General features: G+C 73.5%; 2 protein-coding genes (1 of these 2 only partly in view). Both read right to left on the reverse strand.

Annotated features, from left to right (window positions below; translation table 11 throughout):
* Positions 1 to 14,994 carry the 5' portion of a non-ribosomal peptide synthase/polyketide synthase gene (locus tag QWU11_RS41000; RefSeq protein ID WP_290119973.1) on the reverse strand. 3,840 nt of this gene lie to the left of the window's left edge, so only the first 14,994 of its 18,834 coding nucleotides appear in the window; its start codon is at positions 14,992 to 14,994; its stop codon lies off the left edge, out of view.
* On the reverse strand, positions 14,991 to 18,852 hold a 3,862-nt coding region (locus QWU11_RS41005), incomplete at its 5' end, for an amino acid adenylation domain-containing protein (RefSeq protein ID WP_290119974.1). The genes QWU11_RS41005 and QWU11_RS41000, both read right to left, overlap by 4 nt.

Raw genomic sequence — 18,852 nt, forward strand, 5'->3', positions numbered from 1 at the left:
CAACCCCGGACGACCCACATAACCCCGAGCCAACTGCGCTCCTGCGATGTACAGCTCACCGGCGACCCCGATCGGGACCGGCTGCAGGCGTTCGTCCAGTACGTACAGGCGGGTGTTGCCCACGGGCGTTCCGATCGGCACCACGCCGGAGGCGGTCAGCCGCGCGGTGGCGACGCCGATCGTGGCCTCGGTGGGGCCGTAGTGGTTGAAGACCGCACACTCACCGGCCAGCAGCTCCGCCACCAACTCCGGCGAAGCCGCTTCACCACCCAGAACCAGCGAACGCCCCGGCAGCACACCGCCCAGCGCGGCCACGTGCGAGGGCACCGCCTTGAGATAGTCGATCCGCCGGTCGGCCAAGTAGTCCCGGACGGCAGCGGGGTCGGTGACGGTGTCCTCGTCCAGGATGTGCAGCTCACCGCCGGAGGTCAGGCTGGCGAACACCACCGTGTTGCCCAGGTCCGTCACCTGCGCCTGCAACACCGCATACCGGCCAGGACCATCGAAACCCACCCGCCCCGGCACCGACGCCACATAGTTCGCCAGGTTGCCGTGCGTGACCGCAACGCCCTTCGGACGGCCCGTCGACCCCGACGTATAGATCACATAGGCCACCTGACCTGGAGCGATCGACACCGCAGGCGCCTCGGCAGGCTGCATGGCCACGAGCGGGTCCTCGACCGTGACCAGGCGGTGACGGCCCGCCGGCAGGTCCTCCATCACCTCTTCCGAGGTCAGCGTCAGCACCGCGCCGCTGTCGGACTGCACGAACGCCACCCGCTCCGCAGGCTGACCCGGATCGATCGGCACATACGCCGCGCCCGCCTTCCAGACACCGACGATCGCCGTCACCATCTCCAGACCCCGCGGCAGGCAGATACCCACCACCGACTCCGCACCGACGCCTTGGGCCCGCAGGAAGTGCGCCAGCCGGTTCGCGCGGGTGTCCAGTTCGGCGTAGGAGACCTGCACGTCGCCGGCGACCGCCGCCACGGCGTCCGGCGTACGAGCCGCCCGGGCGGCGAACGACTCCGGCAGCAGCGCCGGCGGGGCCTCCGTCGCGGTGTCGTTCCACTCCACGAGCACCCGGTGCCGTTCGGCCGGGTCGAGGACGTCCACCGCGCTCAGCCGTACGGACGGGTCCTCGACCAGCAGCGACAGCACTCGTACGAGGGCGTCGGCGAGCCGTTCGACCGTGGCGGCCTCGAACAGGTCCACCGAGCCGGTCACCAGGCCGTTGATGCCGCGCGGCGCGCCGTCGTCGTCGAACCTCTCGCCCACCAGCACGCTCAGGTCGAACTTGGCGCCGACCCGGCGGAGGGGCAGTGCCTTGGCCCGCAGGCCCGCGAGCCCTCCGGCCCGGGCGCCCGCGCCCGCCATCGCGGCCGTGTCCTGCATGGTGAGGATGACCTGGAACAACGGCTGACGGCCCAGCGAACGCACCGGAGCCAGCTCCTCCACCAGCCGCTCGAACGGCACATCCTGATGCGCGTACGCCCGCAACCCCTTCTCCCGCACCCGCCCCAGCAACTCCGCGAACGACGGATCACCCGACAGATCACTACGAATCACCAGCGTGTTGACGAAACACCCGACCAGATCATCGAGGGCCTCGTCCAGCCGGCCCGCCACACCCGAACCGATCGGGATGTCGGTGCCCGCGCCGAGTCGCGACAGGAGCACGGCGAGCCCGGCCTGCAAGACCATGAACACCGTCACGCCCTCGGCGCGGGCCACCTCGCGCAGCCTGGCGTGGATCTCGGGCGGTACGTCCACCTGGACCAGGTGTCCCTGCCGTGTCGCGACCGCCGGGCGCGGCCGGTCGTACGGCAGCGCCAGCTCCTCCGGCGCACCCGCCAGCTCCTCACGCCAGTACGCCACCTGACGCGACAGAACACCCTCCGGATCGCCCTCGTCGCCCAGCAGCTCCCGCTGCCACAACGCGTAGTCCGCGTACTGCACCGGCAACGGCTCCCACACCGGCGCCCGGCCTTCGCGGCGCGCGGCGTAGGCGCTGGTCAGGTCGCGGGCGAGGGGCGCGGAGGACCAGCCGTCGCTCGCGATGTGGTGTACGACCAGCACCAATACGTGCTCGTCGGGTCCCACGGCGTACAGCCACGCCCGGATCGGTATCTCCGACGACAGGTCGAAGGCGTGTCCGCCGGCCCGCGCCACCGCGTCGGGCAGCTCCCCGTCGGCGACCTCGGTCACCGGCAGGGCGAAGCCGGTGTCCTCGATGCCGAGGATCCGCTGGTACGGCTCGCCGTCGGCGACCGGGAACACGGTGCGCAGCACCTCGTGGCGGCCGATCACGTCCCGCAGGGCGGCGTCCATCGCCGGCCGGTCAAGGTCGCCGGTCAGCCGCAGTACGACCGGGCTGTTGTAGGTGGCGCTCGGCCCTTCGAGCCGGCCGATGAACCAGAGCCGCCGCTGCGCGTACGACAGCGGCACCCGCTCGGGGCGTACGACCGGGACCAGTGCGGTGCGCGCCCGGCCGGTGTCGGCGAGCCGGGCGGACAGCCCGGCAACGGTGGGCGCCTCGAACAGCAGCGGCAGCGGCACCTCGATGTCCAGTACCGCGCGGATCCGGCTCACCAGGCGCATGGCCAGCAGCGAGTGCCCGCCGAGAGCGAAGAAGTCGTCCTCGGCGCCGACCGCGTCCAGGCCGAGCACGTCGGCGAACGCCTGGCAGAGGATCTCCTCGGCCACGGTGACCGGGCCACGGCCGCTCCCGGCGGCGTACTCCGGTGCGGGGAGGGCCCTGCGGTCGAGCTTGCCGTTGGTGGCCAGCGGCAGCGCGTCCAGGGTGACGACGGCCGAGGGCACCATGTGGCCGGGCAGCCGCTCCGCCGCGAACTCCCTGATCGCGGCGGCGTCGACATCTGCGGGGGTGACGTACGCGACGAGGCGCCTGTCGCCGGGGGTGTCCTCGCGAGCGACCACTACGGCCTGCGCGACCTGCGGGTGTGCGACGAGGACGGCCTGCACCTCACCCGGTTCGACGCGGAACCCGCGGATCTTCACCTGCTCATCCGCCCGGCCCGCGAACACCAGCTCGCCTTCGGGAGTCCAGCGCGCCAGGTCACCGGTCCGGTACATCCGCCCGCCATAAGGGCAGGCCACGAACCGCTCCGCGGTCAGACCCGGCCGCCCGACGTACCCCCGGGCCAGCTGGGCCCCGGCGATGTACAACTCCCCCGGTACCCCGACGGGGACCGGCTCCAGACGAGCGTCCAGGACATAGAGCCGTGTGTTGCCGACCGGCGTTCCGATCGGCACGATGCCGGAGGCGGTCAGCCGTGTGGTGGCGACACCGATCGTCGCCTCGGTCGGACCGTAGTGGTTGAACACCGCACACTCACCGGCCAGCAGCTCCGCCACCAGCTCCGGCGACGCGGCCTCACCGCCCAATACCAGCGACCGCCGCGGTGACACACCGCCCAGCGCCGCCACATGCGAGGGCACCGCCTTGAGATAGTCGATCCGCTGCTCCGACAGATAGGCCCGTACGGCGGCGGGATCGGTCACCGTGTCCTCGTCCAGGATGTGCAGCTCGCCGCCGGACGTGAGGCCGGCGAACACCACCGTGTTCCCCAGGTCGGTCACCTGCGCCTGCAACACCGCATACCGGCCAGGACCCTCGAAACCCACCCGCCCCGGCACCGTCGCCACATAGTTCGCCAGGTTCGCTTGGGTGACCGCCACGCCCTTGGGACGGCCCGTCGACCCGGACGTGTAGATGACGTACGCGACCTGGTCCGGCGAGGTCGATACCCGCGGCGGCCCGACCGGCCCGTCGGGGTCGGCCGTCAGGTCGTCGGCCGTGAGGGTCAGCGCGGCGCGGCTGTCGGCCAGGACGTACGCGGTCCGCTCGGCCGGCTGGTCCGGGTCGATCGGCACGTACGCCGCGCCGGCCTTCCAGATCCCCAGAATCGCCGTGATCATCCCTCCGCCGCGCGGCAGGCGGACGGCCACGACCGACTCCGCGCCCACGCCCTGGTCCCGCAGCCGGTGCGCCAGCCGGTTCGCCCGCGCGTCCAGGTCCGCGTACGACGACTCAGCACCGCCCGCCACGAGCGCGACGGCGTCCGGGGTCCGTGCCGCCTGGGCCTCGAAGAGGGCGAGCACCGGCGGCCGGGGCGTGCCGGTGGCGGTGTCGTTCCACTCCACCAGCAGCCGGTCCCGGTCGGTGCTCTGGAGGATCTCGACCGCGGACAGCCGCCTCCCGGGGTCCTCTTCCAGCGCGGTCACGACGTTGCGGAGGCAGGTGTGCAGGAGCCGGCAGAGCGTCGTGCCGTCGACCGCGTCCACCGCGTCGATGGTCAGGCCGAATTCGGTGCTCTGGTCCTCGACCGACACCGCGACCGGATAGTTGGTGGCCTCGCGTATCGACAGGGTGCGGATGCCGGCGATGGAGGCCCGGTCGGGGCGCGGCTGCCCGCCGCCGGTCCCCCCGTGCCGGTAGTTGAAGATCGAGGTGAACAGCGGGCTGCCGCCGGGAACCCCGCTGGCCTGCTGTGCGAGGGCGAGCGGCGCGTGTTCGTGGATCAGCAGTTCGGCGAGCCGCCCGCGCAGGCCGTCCAGGGCCTCGCGCACGGTGGAGGTGGCGGTCGGCACGCGTACCGGCAGCGTGTTGATGAAGAGCCCGGGCACCCGGTCGGCGCCGGCGCCCGCGTTCATCCGGCCGAACAGGACGGTCCCGAAGACGACGTCGTCGCGGCCGCTGACGGTCGCGAGGACCCGTGCCCAGGCCAGGTGGAAGAGGGTCGCCGGGCTCACGCCGAGCGTGCGTGCGACCTCCCGGACGCGGCGTCCGACGTCGCCGTCGACGGGCAGGTGCGCCCGCCGGACGTCGCGCCCGTCGCCGTGCACGTCCAGCAGCCCGTACGGCGCGGTGGTCTCCTCGATGTCGCCGAGCAGGTCCGCGAAGTACTCCTCGTGCTCCTCGCGGGAGACGCCGAGCCGCGCCTGGGCGACGAAGTCGCGGAACGGCAGGGGTTCCGGCAGTGACGCCTCCCGGCCGGACAGGATCGCGCCGAGCTCGCCCAGAAGCACGTCCTGGGTCGTGTGGTCCTGTACGAGGTGGTGCAGGCGCAGGACGGCGACCCAGCCGCCGTCGCCGGGGTCGGCCGTGACGTGCACGTCCATCAGCGGCGCGTGGGTGAGATCCATGCCCGGCGCGATCGCCGCGAGCAGCGGTTCCACCGCGTCGGCGCCGCCGGGAGCCACCGTCACCTGGGTCACCGGGAGCGCCGCGTGCCGGGCGACGACCTGGACGGGTTCGGGCAGCCCGTCCCAGACGATCGCGGTGCGGTAGATGTCGTGCCGGTCGATCACCCGTTGCAGCGCGCCCAGGAAGGCGTCCAGCCGCTCCCGCGCGTCGAACCGGAGCACCCTCGGCAGCACGTACGCGTCGGTGCCGCCGCGTGCCATCAGATGGTGGAAGAACAGGCCCTCCTGGAGCGGCGCGAGCGGGTACACGTCGGCGACGTTCGCGGCGCCGCCTTTCACGGTCGCGACGACGCGCTCCAGGTCGGCCGGGGTCAGGTCGACGAGGGGGAGCATGTCCGGGGTGATCTCGGTCGCGTCGGCGGGGATGCGGTTCGGCGGGACGACCACCTCGTCCGGTCCGGACGCACCGGCCAGACCGGCGGGGGTCGGCGAGTCGAACAGGGCTCGCACCGACACCGAGACGCCGCGTCCGCGCAGCAGCTCCACCAGGCGGACGGCCAGCAGTGAGTGCCCGCCGAGTTTGAAGAAGTCGTCCTCGACGCCGACGCGTTCCAGGCCCAGGACCTCGGCGAAGGCCCGGCACAGGACCTCTTCCTCCAGCGTCGCCGGGCCACGGCCCGTACCGGCATGGAACTCGGGTGCGGGCAGCGCCTTGCGGTCGAGCTTGCCGTTGGGGTTCAACGGCAGGGCGTCCAGCGCGACGACGGCGGAGGGGACCATGTAGTCGGGCAGGCGTTCGGCCGCCCGCTTGCGCACGGAGGCGGACAGGGCGTCGGCGTCTTCGCCGGGCTCGGCGGGGACGAGGTAGGCGACCAGGCGCTTCTCCCCCGGGCCGTCCTCGCGGACCACGACCGCGACCTGGGCGACGCTCGGGTCGGACAGCAGGACCGCTTCGACCTCGCCGGGCTCGATACGGAAGCCCCGGATCTTGACCTGGTCGTCGGTACGGCCCAGGAAGTCCAGCCGTCCGTCCGGAAGCCAGCGCACCAGGTCACCGACGCGGTACATCCGGCCGCCGAACGGGCAGGCGACGAACCGCTCGGCCGTCAGGCCGGGACGCCCGAGATAGCCACGCGCCAGGCCCGCGCCGGTCACGTACAGCTCGCCCGCCACGCCGACCGGCATCGGGCGGAGGGCCTCGTCCAGCACGTAGGCGCGGGTGTTGGCGATCGGCGGGCCGATCGGCACGCCCGTCCCCCGGTCCAGATCCTGGACCGTGACCTGCCCGACGGTGGTGAAGGTGGTGTTCTCCGTCGGGCCGTACCCGTTGAGGAGCCGCACCCCTGGCAACCGTTCCAGGACCGCCCGGCAGCGTGGCACGGACAGTACGTCGCCGCCGGCCAGGAGGTACCGCAGCCCGCCCAAGGCCTCGACGTCGGCGTCGACCATTTCGTGGAACAGCCCGGCCGTCAGCCACAGGACCGTGACACGCTGCCGGGTCAGGAACGCCCTCAGCTCACCTGGGGAGAACCGGCCCGGGGGGACGATCGCCACCGACGCGCCGTTGAGCAGCGGACCCCACAGTTCCAGCGTCGCGGCGTCGAAGGAGACCGGCGCCATCTGCGCCACGACATCGTCCGGCCGCCAGCGGACGAAGTCCGGACCGTGCACCAGCCGCTCCACGGCCCGATGCGGCACCACAACGGCCTTCGGCGTCCCCGTCGAACCCGACGTGTAGTTCACGTACGCCGGATGCGCCGGCCGGGCCCGTACGGGCGGGTTCTCGCCGGAGAGGCCCTCGATCATGTCGAGGTCGACCCGCGGCGCGTCGGTGGGCAGCTCTGTCCGGCCGGCGGTGAGGACGACGACCGGGGCGGCGTCTTCGAGCATGAAGGCGACGCGTTCGGCCGGGTGGTCGCCGTCGATCGGCAGGTACGCCGCGCCCGCCTTGAGGACGGCCAGCAGAGCGACCACCAGCTCCGGCGAGCGCTCCAGCGCGACCCCGACCAGGTCCTCCGGGCCGACCCCACGCTCCACCAGCGCCCACGCCAGCCGGTTGGCCCGGGCGTTCAGCTCCGCGTACGTGAGCGTCGCGTCCGTGGACGTCACCGCGGTGTGGCCGGGCGTCGCGGCGGCCTGTGCCTGGAACAGTTCCGGCAGGCTCCGGCCGGACGGCTCCACCTCGGTGCCGGTCCAGTCCTGGAGCACCTGGCGCCGCTCCGCGGGACTCATCAGGTCCACCGCGCCGAGTCGCGTCTCCGGTGCCGCCGTGAGGGTCGCGACCACGCGCCCGAACCAGCCCGCGATCCGTACCGCCGAGCCGGCGTCGAACACGTCGGCCGCCACGGTCACCGCGCCGCGCACGCCCGCCGGCGCGCCGCCCGCGTCGAACGCCTCGCTGAGGGCGATCTCCAGGTCGAATTTGGCGGCCGACGCGGCGGGGCCGGTCGAGCGCGCCCCTTCGGCCCGGACACCGGGCAGGTCCAGCGTCGCCTGGGCGTGGTTCTGCAGGGTCAGCATGACCTGGAACAGCGGGTGCCGCGCCATCGACCGCGCCGGAGCCAGCTCCTCCACCAGCCGCTCGAACGGCACGTCCTGATGCGCGTACGCGCCCAGGCTCGTCTCCCGCACCCGGCCCAGCAGCTCGGCGAACGACGGGTCACCCGACAGGTCGCTACGGATCACCAGCGTGTTCACGAAGAACCCGACCAGATCGTCCAGGGCCTCGTCCAACCGGCCCGCCACCACGGACCCGATCGGCACGTCCGTGCCTCCGCCGAGCCGCGACAGCATCATCGCCAGCGCCGCCTGCACCACCATGAACACGGTCACACTCTCAGCACGCGCCACCTCACGCAGCCGCGCATGCACCTGAGCCGGCAGCTCCAGAGGAACCCGGTATCCCTCATGCGAGGCCACCGCCGGACGCGGCCGATCGAACGGCAACGACAGCTCCTCCGGAACACCGGCCAAAGCAGCACGCCAGTACGCCACCTGACGCGACAACACACCCTCGGCATCGAGCAGCCCCCGCTGCCACAGCGCATAATCCGCGTACTGCACCGGCAACGGAACCCACTCCGGCGCCCGGCCCTCACACCGTGCCGCGTACGCGTCGGTCAGGTCACGCGCCAGCGGACCCAGCGACCAGCCGTCACTCGCGATGTGATGCACCACCAGCACGAGGACGTGCTCGTCCGGTCCCGGGCCGAACAGCCAGGCCCGGATCGGGAGGTCGGCCGACAGGTCGAAGACGTGGCCCGCGGCCTCCGCGACGGCGGCCGGAAGGGCGGCCTCGGTGACGTCGGCGAACGCCGGTTCCCATGACAGGTCGTCGAGCTCGACGACGTGCTGGCACGGCTCGCCGTCCACGGCCGGGAACACCGTCCGCAGCACCTCGTGCCGGCCAAGGACGTCGAGGAACGCCTCGGTCAGCGCCTCCCGGTCCAGCGCGCCGGACAGCCGGATGGCGGTCGAGACGTTGTAGGTGGCGCTCGGCCCGTCCAGCCGGTCGATGAACCAGAGGCGTTGCTGCGCGTACGACAGCGGCACGAGTTCGGGGCGGATCGCCGGCGCCAGCGCGGGACGTGCCCGGCCGGGGGCGGTGAGGCGTGCGGCCAGGCCGGCGACCGTGGGCGCCTCGAACAGCGTACGGATCTCCAGCTCGACGCCGAGGATCGTACGGACGCGGCTCACCAGGCGGGTCGCCAGCAGTGAGTGCCCGCCCAGCTTGAAGAAGTCGTCGTCCACGCCGATGCCGTCGAGGCCGAGGACCTGCGCGAAGGCCTGGCAGAGGACCTCTTCCTCCAGCGTCGCCGGGCCGCGCCCCGTACCGGCGTGGAACTCGGGTTCGGGCAGGGCCTTGCGATCGAGCTTGCCGTTGGGGTTCAGCGGCAGGGCGTCCAGCACGACGACGGCGGAGGGGACCATGTAGCCCGGCAGCCGCTCGGCCGCGAAGTCCCGCATCTCCGAGGGCGACGCCTCGGCCGGCGCGGCCGGGACGAGGTAGGCGACCAGGCGCTTCTCTCCCGGAGTGTCCTCGCGGACGACCACGGCGACCTGGGAGACACCCGGGTGGGCCAGCAAGGCCGCTTCGACCTCGCCGGGCTCGATGCGGAACCCGCGGATCTTGACCTGGTCGTCGGTACGGCCGAGGAAGTCCAACCGCCCGTCCGGAAGCCAGCGCACCAGATCACCGACGCGGTACATACGACCGCCGAACGGACACGCGACGAACCGCTCCGCCGTCAGACCCGGACGCCCGAGATAACCACGCGCCAGACCAGCACCGGTCACGTACAGCTCGCCCGCCACGCCGACCGGCACCGGACGAAGCGCCTCGTCCAGCACGTAGACACGCGTGTTGGCGATCGGCGGGCCGATCGGCACCCCCGTCCCCCGATCCAGATCCTCGACCGTCACCCGGCCCACGGTCGTGAAGGTCGTGTTCTCCGTCGGGCCGTACCCGTTGAGGAGCCGGACCTGCGGCAGCCGTTCCAGGACGGTGCGGCAGCGTGGCACGGACAGCACGTCGCCGCCGGCCAGGAGGTACCGCAGCCCGGCGAAGGACTCCACGTCGGCGTCGACCGCCTCGTGGAACAGCCCGGCCGTCAGCCACAGGACCGTGACCCGGTACTCGGCCAGGAACGCCTTCAGGTCGGACGGGGAGAACCGCCCCGGCGGGACGATGGCGACGGCGGCGCCGTTGAGGAGCGGCCCCCAGATCTCCAAGGTCGCGGCGTCGAAGGAGACCGGCGCCATCTGCGCCACGACGTCATCGACCTCCCACCGAACGAAATCCGGACCGTGCACCAGCCGCTCCACGGCCCGATGCGGCACCACGACCGCCTTCGGCGTCCCCGTCGAACCCGACGTGTAGTTCACGTACGCCGGATGCGCCGGCCCGGCCCGAGCGGGCAGATCCGCGCTGGAGAAGGCGTCGAGCGTGATCGCGTCGAGGTCGATGCGGGGCGCGTCCGTCGGCAGGTCGAGCCCGCCGGCGGTCAGCACGACGGCCGGAGCGGCGTCCGCGAGCATGAAGGCGACGCGTTCCGCCGGATGGTCGCGGTCGATCGGGAGATACGCGCCACCGGCCTTCAGGATCGCCAGCAGCGCGACCACCAGCTCCGGCGAGCGTTCCAGCACGACCCCGACCAGGTTCTCCGGGCCGACGCCACGTTCCACCAGCGCCCACGCGAGCCGGTTGGCCCTGGCGTTCAGCTCCGCGTACGTGAGCGTCCCGTCCGCGGACACCACCGCCGGGCGGTCCGGTGTGGCGGCCGTCTGCGCCTCGAACAGCTCCGGCAGGCCCCGCCCCGACAGTTCCACCGCGGTGTCGTTCCACTCCCGCAGCACCCGTCGCCGTTCCGGTGCGCCGAGCACGTCCACCGCGCTCAGCCTGGTCGTGGGGGCGGCCACCACGGTCTCGGCCACGCGCCGGAACCAGCCCGCGATCCGTACCGCCGACTCCGCGTCGAACACGTCGGCCGCCACCGTCACCGCGCCGCGCACACCCGCCGGCGCCCCGCCGGCGTCGAAGGTCTCCGCGGCGGCGATCTCCAGGTCGAACTTGGCCGCCATCGCCAGCGCCCCGGCCGAGCCGCCCGTCATCCCGGAGGCCCGTACGCCGGGCAGGTCGAGGACCGCCTGCGCGTTGTTCTGGAGCGTCAGCATCACCTGGAACAGCGGATGCCGCGCCATCGACCGGACCGGAGCCAGCTCCTCCACCAGCCGCTCGAACGGCACGTCCTGATGCGCGTACGCCCCCAGACTCGCCTCACGCACCCGGCCCAGCAACTCACCGAACGACGGATCACCCGACAGGTCACTACGGATCACCAGCGTGTTCACGAAGAACCCGACCAGATCGTCCAGCGCCTCGTCCAACCGGCCCGCCACCACCGACCCGATCGGCACGTCCGTATCTCCGCCGAGCCGCGACAGCGTCACCGCCAGCGCCGCCTGCAGCACCATGAACACGGTCACGCCGTGCTCGCGCGCCACCTCCCGCAGCCGGGCGTGCACCCCGGCGGGCAGGTCCAGCGGCGCCCGGTGTCCCTCGTGCGAGGCCACCGCCGGGCGCGGCCGGTCGAACGGCAGCGCAGGCTCCTCCGGAACACCGGCCAGGGCGGCACGCCAGTACGCCACCTGGCGCGACAGCACACTCCCGGCGTCGGACTCGTCGCCCAGCAACTCCCGCTGCCACAGCGCGTAGTCCGCGTACTGCACCGGCAGCGGTTCCCACTCCGGCGCCCGGCCCGCACACCGCGCCGCGTACGCGTCGGTCAGGTCGCGCGCGAACGGGCCGGCCGACCAGCCGTCGGTCGCGATGTGGTGCACGACCAGCACCAGCGCGTGCTCGTCCGGTCCCACGCCGAACAGCCACACCCGGATCGGTATCTCCGCCGAGAGGTCGAACGCGTGCCTGCTGGCCTCGGCCATCGTCTCCGCCAGCTCGTCCGGGGCGATCTGGACGAACTCCGGCTCCCACGACAGCCCGTCCGGCTCCACGACGTGCTGGTACGGCTCGCCGTCGACGCTGGGGAAGACCGTTCGCAACACCTCGTGCCGGTCCAGCACGTCGAGGAACGCCTCGGCCAGCGCGCCCCGGTCCAGCGCGCCGGACAGCCGCAGCCCCATGCAGACGTTGTACGTGGGGCTCGGCCCGTCCAGCTGGTCGATGAACCAGAGGCGCCGCTGCGCGTACGACAGCGGCACCCGCTCCGGACGCGCGACCGGCGTCAGGGCGGTACGCCCCTGGTCCGCGTCGCCGAGGCGGGCCGCCAGCCCGGCCACCGTCGGTGCCTCGAAGAACTCCCGCAGCGGCAGTTCGACGCCCAGCACCGCGCGGACCCGGCTCACCAGCCGCGTCGCCAGCAGCGAATGCCCGCCCAGCAGGAAGAAATCGTCGTCCACCCCCACGCCGGACAGCCCGAGAACCTGCGCGAACACCTGACACAGGAGCTCCTCTTGCACCGTGACGGGCTCGCGCCCCGCGCCCTCGTCGTACTCGGGCGCGGGCAGGGCGCGGCGGTCGAGCTTGCCGTTCGCGGTGACCGGCAGCGTGTCCAGGGCGATGACCGCCGCGGGCACCATGTAGTCGGGCAGCCGCCCGGCGACGAACGCGCGTACGCCGGCGGTCAGCGCGCGCGTCTCCTCCTCGGGACCGGCCGGCACGACGTACCCGACCAGCCGCCTGTCGCCGGGGGTGTCCTCGCGGACGACGACGGCGGCCTGGGCGACCTGCGGGTGGGCGGCCAGCGCGGACTGGACCTCGCCGGGTTCGATGCGGAACCCGCGGATCTTGACCTGCTCATCGGCCCGGCCCGCGAACACCAACCGGCCCTCGGCAGTCCAGCGCGCCAGATCCCCCGTCCGGTACATCCGCCCGCCGAACGGGCACGCGACGAACCGCTCGGCCGTCCACTCTGGGCGACCCACGTAGCCCCGGGCGAGCTGCGCACCGGCGATGTACACCTCACCGGTCACGCCCACGGGCGCCGGCTTGAGAAAGGCGTCCAGCACGAACACCCTCATGCCGGCGACCGGCGACCCCATCGGCACGACCGGGCCCGAGCCGTCCACGGGGCCGGTCGTCACCATGACCGTGGCCTCGGTCGGGCCGTAGGTGTTGACCAGACAGCGGCCTCGTGACCAGGCGCGGGCCTGCGCCAGGCTGATCGGCTCGGCCCCCACCAGCAGCCGTGACGGCCCCGGGAGCTCGGCCGGGTCGAGGACCTCCAGCAGGGACGGCACGACGCTCATGGCCTCGACGCCGGTCTCGCGGACGAGCCGGGTGAGCGCGGCCATGTCGGCCCGTTCGGCGGACGACGCCACGACGAGAGTCCCGCCCGCCGCCAACGTCACCGCGAGGTCGAGCACCGACGCGTCGAAGCTGAACGAGGCGAACTGCAGCACCCGTACACCGGGCCCGGCGCCCATCACCGGGACCAGCGCCGCCACGAGGTTCGCCAGGGCGGCGTAGGACACCGCGACGCCCTTGGGCCGGCCGGTCGACCCGGAGGTGTAGATCACGTACGCGAGCTGTCCGGGCGCGATCCGTACGCGGGGGGCGTCCTCGGGCAGGTCCGCCGGCCCGAGCCCGGAGCGCCCCAGGACCACCTGGGCGCCGCTGTCGGCGCGCATGAACTCCAGCCGCTCCGCCGGATGATCCGGGTCCAGCGGCACGTAGGCCCCGCCGGCCTTCCAGACCCCCAGAATCGCCGCCACCATCTCGACGCCACGCGGCAGGCACAGCCCCACGAGCGACTCCGCGCCCACACCCTGACCCCGCAGCCAGTGCGCCAGCCGGTTCGCCCGCGCATCGAGCTCCGCGTACGAGACCTGCTCGTCCTCGCAGACCACCGCCACCGCGTCCGGAGTCCGCGCCACCTGCGCGGCGAACAGGTCCGGCACCAGATCCGCGGACGGGACGGCCGGCCCGTGCCACTCCACCAGCACGCGTTGCCGCTCGGCCTCATCCATCACCTCGACCTCGCCGACCCGGATGCCCGGCTCCGCCGACACGACCGCGATCACGCGGCTCAGCCGGCCGGCGAACCGCCCGGCCGTCCCGGCGTCGAACACGTCGGCGGACACGACGAGGCGGCCGCGCAGCCCGGCCGGAGCGCCGTGGGCGTCGAACGTCTCCTCCATGGAGACGTCGAGGTCGAACCGTGTCGCCCGCGACTCCGTGAGCGCCGCCGCCGAGACCGCCTCGATCATGAGACCCGGCAGGGCGAGTTCCGCGGCACTGGTGTTCTGCAGGGTCAGCATGACCTGGAACAGCGGATGCCGCGCCATCGACCGGACCGGCGCGAGCTCCTCGACCAGCCGCTCGAACGGCACGTCCTGATGCGCGTACGCCCCCAGACTCGCCTCCCGCACCCGGCCCAGCAACTCCGCGAACGACGGATCACCCGACACATCGGCACGGACGACCAGCGTGTTCACGAAGAAACCGACCAGATCGTCCAGCGCCTCGTCCAGCCGGCCGGCGGTCGCCACGCCGATCGGGAGGTCGATGCCGGCGCCGAGGCGCGACAGTGTCACCAGGAGCGCCGCCTGCAGGGCCATGAAGACGGTCACGCCCTCGGCGCGGGCCACCTCTCGCAGCCGCGCGTGCACCTCGGCGGGCAGTTCGAACGAGACGCGGTGCCCCTCGTGTGAGGCGACCGCCGGGCGCGGCCGGTCGTAGGGCAGCGCCGGCTCCTCGGGGACGTCCGCGAGGGTGTTGCGCCAGTACGCGACCTGCCGCGCCAGCACGCTGCCCGGGTCGGAGCCCTCGCCGAGCAGCTCCCGCTGCCACAGCGCGTAGTCCGCGTACTGGACCGGCAGCGGCTTCCACGCGGGTGCCCGCCCCTCGCGCCGCGCCGTGTAGGCGGTGGTCAGGTCGCGGGCGAGCGGGCCGTTCGACCAGCCGTCGCTCGCGATGTGGTGCACGACGAGGAGCAGCACGTGTTCTTGCGCATGGACGGCGAGCAGCCAGGCCCGTACGGGGATCTCGGTGGCCAGGTCGAAGGTGTGGCCGGCGAGTTCGGCGACCGCCGCGGGCAGTCCCTCCGCGCTCACCGCCACCGGTGACAGCGCGAAGGCGGTGTCCTCGACCGTGAGGATCCGCTGGTACGGCTCGCCGTCGGTGGCCGGGAAGACCGTCCGCAGCACCTCGTGGCGGCCCAGCACGTCCCGCAGTGCCTCCTCCAGCGCGGGCCGGTCCAGCTCGCCGGTGAGCCGTACGGCCATCGGGAGGTTGTACGTGGCGCCGGGGCCCTCGAGCTGTGCCAGGAACCACAGCCGCCGCTGGGCGAACGAGAGGGGAGTCATCGGACCTCTTCCTGTCGGCGCATCGGGCGCAGCGCGGGCCGGGCCTGCTGCGGGGGCCCGCCCCGATCCGCGAGCCAGGCGGCCAGGGCGGCCGGTGTCGGGGTGGCGAAGAGGCGCCGCATCGGCAGTTCGGCGCCGAGCGTCGTCCGTACGCGGCTGACCAGCCGGGTGGCCAGCAGCGAGTGGCCGCCCAGCACGAAGAAGTCATCGTCCAGGCTGACCGACGGCAGGCCGAGCACCTGCGCGAACGCCTCGCACAGCGCCTTCTCGTCCGCGGTGCCGGGGGTCCGGCCCCGGCCGGCGAGGGCGGCGGCGTCCGGGACGGGAAGGGCGGCGTGGTCGAGCTTGCCGTTGGCGTTCAGCGGCAACGCGTCCAGGACGACCGTGGAGGAGGGCAGCATGTAGTGCGGCAGCCGCTCGGCGGCGAAGTCGTGGAGCGCGCCGGGCAGCGTGCTCGCCGGGCCCGGGCCGGCCGGGACGACGTAGGCGGTCAGGCGCGGGTCGCCGTCGTCGTCGCGGCGGGCGACCACGGCGGCCTGGGCGACCTGCGGGTGGGCGGTCAGGACCGCCTGGATTTCGCCCGGCTCGATCCGGAATCCGCGGATCTTGACCTGTTCGTCCGCCCGGCCGGCGAACACCAGGCCGCCGCCGGCCGTCCACCGCGCCAGGTCCCCGGTGCGGTACATGCGGCCGCCGTACGGGCAGGCCACGAACCGTTCGGCGGTCAGCCCCGGGCGGCCCGCGTAGCCGCGGGCCAGGCCCGCGCCCGCGACGTACAGCTCGCCCACGACGCCGACCGGCGCCGGTTCCAGCCGTCCGTCCAGGACGAACACACGCGTGCCCGCGATCGGGCCGCCGATGCCCACGGCGTCGGCCGCGGTCAGCGGCCGCGACATCGTGGCGCAGACCGTGGTCTCGGTCGGCCCGTACGCGTTGACGAACCGCCGGCCGGGCGCCCATCCCGCGACGACGTCGCCGCCGAGGGCGTCGCCGGCCGCGACGAGCGTCCGTACCGAGGCCAGGTCCTCCGGCGCCAGCGCCGCCAGCACGGCCGGCGACAGCGTCACGTGCGTCACCCCGTGCCGGGCGACCACGCCGGCCAGGCCCGGTCCGGGCAGCAGGTCCTGGGCGTCGGCCAGCACGAGCCGTGCTCCGCGCGCCAGCGTGACCAGCACCTCCGACACCGCCGCGTCGAAGCTCACCGACGCGAACTGCAGGACGCGGGCGGTGTCATCCACCGCGAAGCGCTCCGCCTGGGCGGCCACCAGGCTCGCCAGCCCGGCGTGTGAGACCGCGACGCCCTTGGGACGGCCGGTCGATCCCGACGTGTAGATCACGTACGCGAGCCGGTCCGGCGCGGCCGGCAGCTGCGGAGCGTCTTCGGGCAGCTCCGCGATCATGGCCGTGACCTGCGGATCCTCCAAGTCCAGCACGCGTACGCCGGCGGCCGCGCCACGACCGATGACCAGCCCCGCGCCGCTGTCCTCCAGGACGAAGGCGGTCCGTTCCGCCGGGTGCTCCGGGTCCAGCGGCAGGTACGCCGCGCCCGCCTTCCACACGCCGAGGAGGGCCACGATGAGGTCGATCCCTCGCGGCAGGCAGACCGCCACCACGGTCTCGGCGCCGACGCCCTGACTTCGCAGGTGGTGGGCGAGCCGGTTCGCGCGCGCGTCGAGTTCGGCGTACGAGACCTCCAGCCCGCCGTACGCCAGTGCGACCGCGCCGGGCGTACGTGCCACCTGGGCGGCGAAGAGGCCGGCTCCCGACGCCCGCGGCGGTTCGGTGGCGGTGTCGTTCCACTCCCGTACGAGCCGGTCCCGTACGGTCGCGTCGAGGACGCCGACGGCCGACAGCGGGCGGTCCGGGTCGTCCTCCAGCGCGGTCACCAGGTCGCCGAGGCAGGTGCGGAGGAAGCCGCAGACCTCTTCGGCGTCGACGGCCGACACCGCGTCGACGGCGATGCGGAAGCCGGCCCCGGAGTCGTCCACGGCGACGACGAGCGGGTAGTTGGTGCGCTCGCGGGTGAGCACGGCGCGGACGCCGTCGAGCCCGGTGCCGGTGCTCTGACCGGCCGTAAGGTTGTGCCGGTAGTTGAACAGCGAGGTGAACAGCGGGCCGCCGCCCGGCACGCCGCCGGCGCGCTGGACCACGGCCAGCGGCGCGTGCTCGTGGGTGAGGAGTTCGGCCAGCTGGTCCCGCAGGCCGTCCAGGGCCGCGCCGACGCCCGTCCCGTCGACGCCGACCCGTACCGGCAGGGTGTTGATGAACGGTCCCTGGACCCGGTCGGCGCCGGCCCCGGCGTTCATCCGCCCGAACAGGACGGTCCCGAAGACGACGTCGTCCCGGCCGCTGACCGTGGCCAGCACGCGCGCCCAGGCCAGGTGGAAGAGGGTCGCCGGGCTCACCCCGAGCCTGCGGGCCACCGCCCGTACCCGGTCGCCGGCGTCCTCGCCGACGGCCAGCCGCGCCCGCACCACGTCGCTGCCGTCGCGGTGGACGTCGAGCAGCCCGTACGGCGCGGTGGTCTCCCGGACGTCGCCGAGCAGGCCGGCGAAGTAGCGCTCGTGTTCCGCGCGCGGGACGCCGAGGCGCGCCTGGGCGACGAAGTCGCGGAACGGCAGCGGCGCGGGCAGCGACGCCTCCCGCCCGGACAGGATCGCGCCCAGCTCGCGCAGCAGCGCCTCCTGGGTCGTGTGGTCCCGGACGAGCTGGTGGATGCGGAGCAGACCGAGCCATCGGCCGGTGCCGGGTTCGGCGGCGACGCGCACGTCGACGAGCGGGGCGCGGCCCAGGTCCATCCGCGACCCGGCCGCCGCGACCAGTCGCTCGACCGGGTCCGCCGCGGAGTCGACCACGGTCTCCTCGACCCGCAGCGCGGCGCGTCTGAGCACGACCTGGACCGGCTCGGGCAGGCCCTCGGCGACGATCAGCGTGCGGTAGATGTCGTGCCGGTCGACCACCCGCTGGAGCGCGGCCACGAACGCGTCCAGCCGCGTACGCGTGTCGAACCCGAGCACGATCGGCAGGACGTACGCGTCGCGGCTCTCCTGCGCGGCCATCAGGTGGTGGAAGTAGATGCCCTCCTGCAGGGGGGCGAGCGGGTAGACGTCGGCGACGTTGGCGGCCCCGCCGTCGACGGCCGCGACGAGCCGGCCGATCTGCTCGGGCGTCAGGTCGACCAGGGGGAGCATGTCGGGGGTGAGCTCGGTGGCGCCGGCCGGGATGCGGTTCGGCGGTACGTCGACCGTCTCGGGGGCGGCCACCGCGGCCAGGCCCTCGGGGGTCGGGGTCTGGAACAGCGCCCGTACGGAGATCGCCACGCCGCGGGCCCGCAGCCGCTCGACCAGCGAGACCGCGAGCAGCGAGTGGCCGCCGAGAGCGAAGAAGTCGTCCTCGACGCCGACCGCGTCCAGGCCGAGCACGTCGGCGAAGGCCTGGCAGAGGATCTCCTCCTCGACCGTGGCCGGGGCCCGGCCGCCGGCCGTCGCGGCGGCGTGGTCGGGGGCGGGGAGGGCTTTACGGTCGAGCTTGCCGTTGCTCGCCAGGGGCAGCGCGTCCAGGGCGACGACGGCCGAGGGCACCATGTACTCCGGCAGACGCCCGGCGGCGAACTCCCTGATCACGGCGGCATCGACGTCCGCCGGGACGACGTACGCCACGAGCCGCCTGTCGCCGGGAGTGTCCTCACGAGCGACCACCGCAGCCTGCGTCACCTGCGGATGTACGGCGATTACGGCCTGGACCTCGCCGGGCTCGACGCGGAACCCGCGGATCTTCACCTGCTCATCCACCCGGCCCGCGAACACCAATTGCCCACCGGCCGTCCACCGCGCCAGATCCCCGGTCCGATACATCCGC

The sequence above is a fragment of the Actinomadura sp. DC4 genome (assembly GCF_030406325.1).
Lineage (GTDB): Bacteria > Actinomycetota > Actinomycetes > Streptosporangiales > Streptosporangiaceae > Actinoallomurus.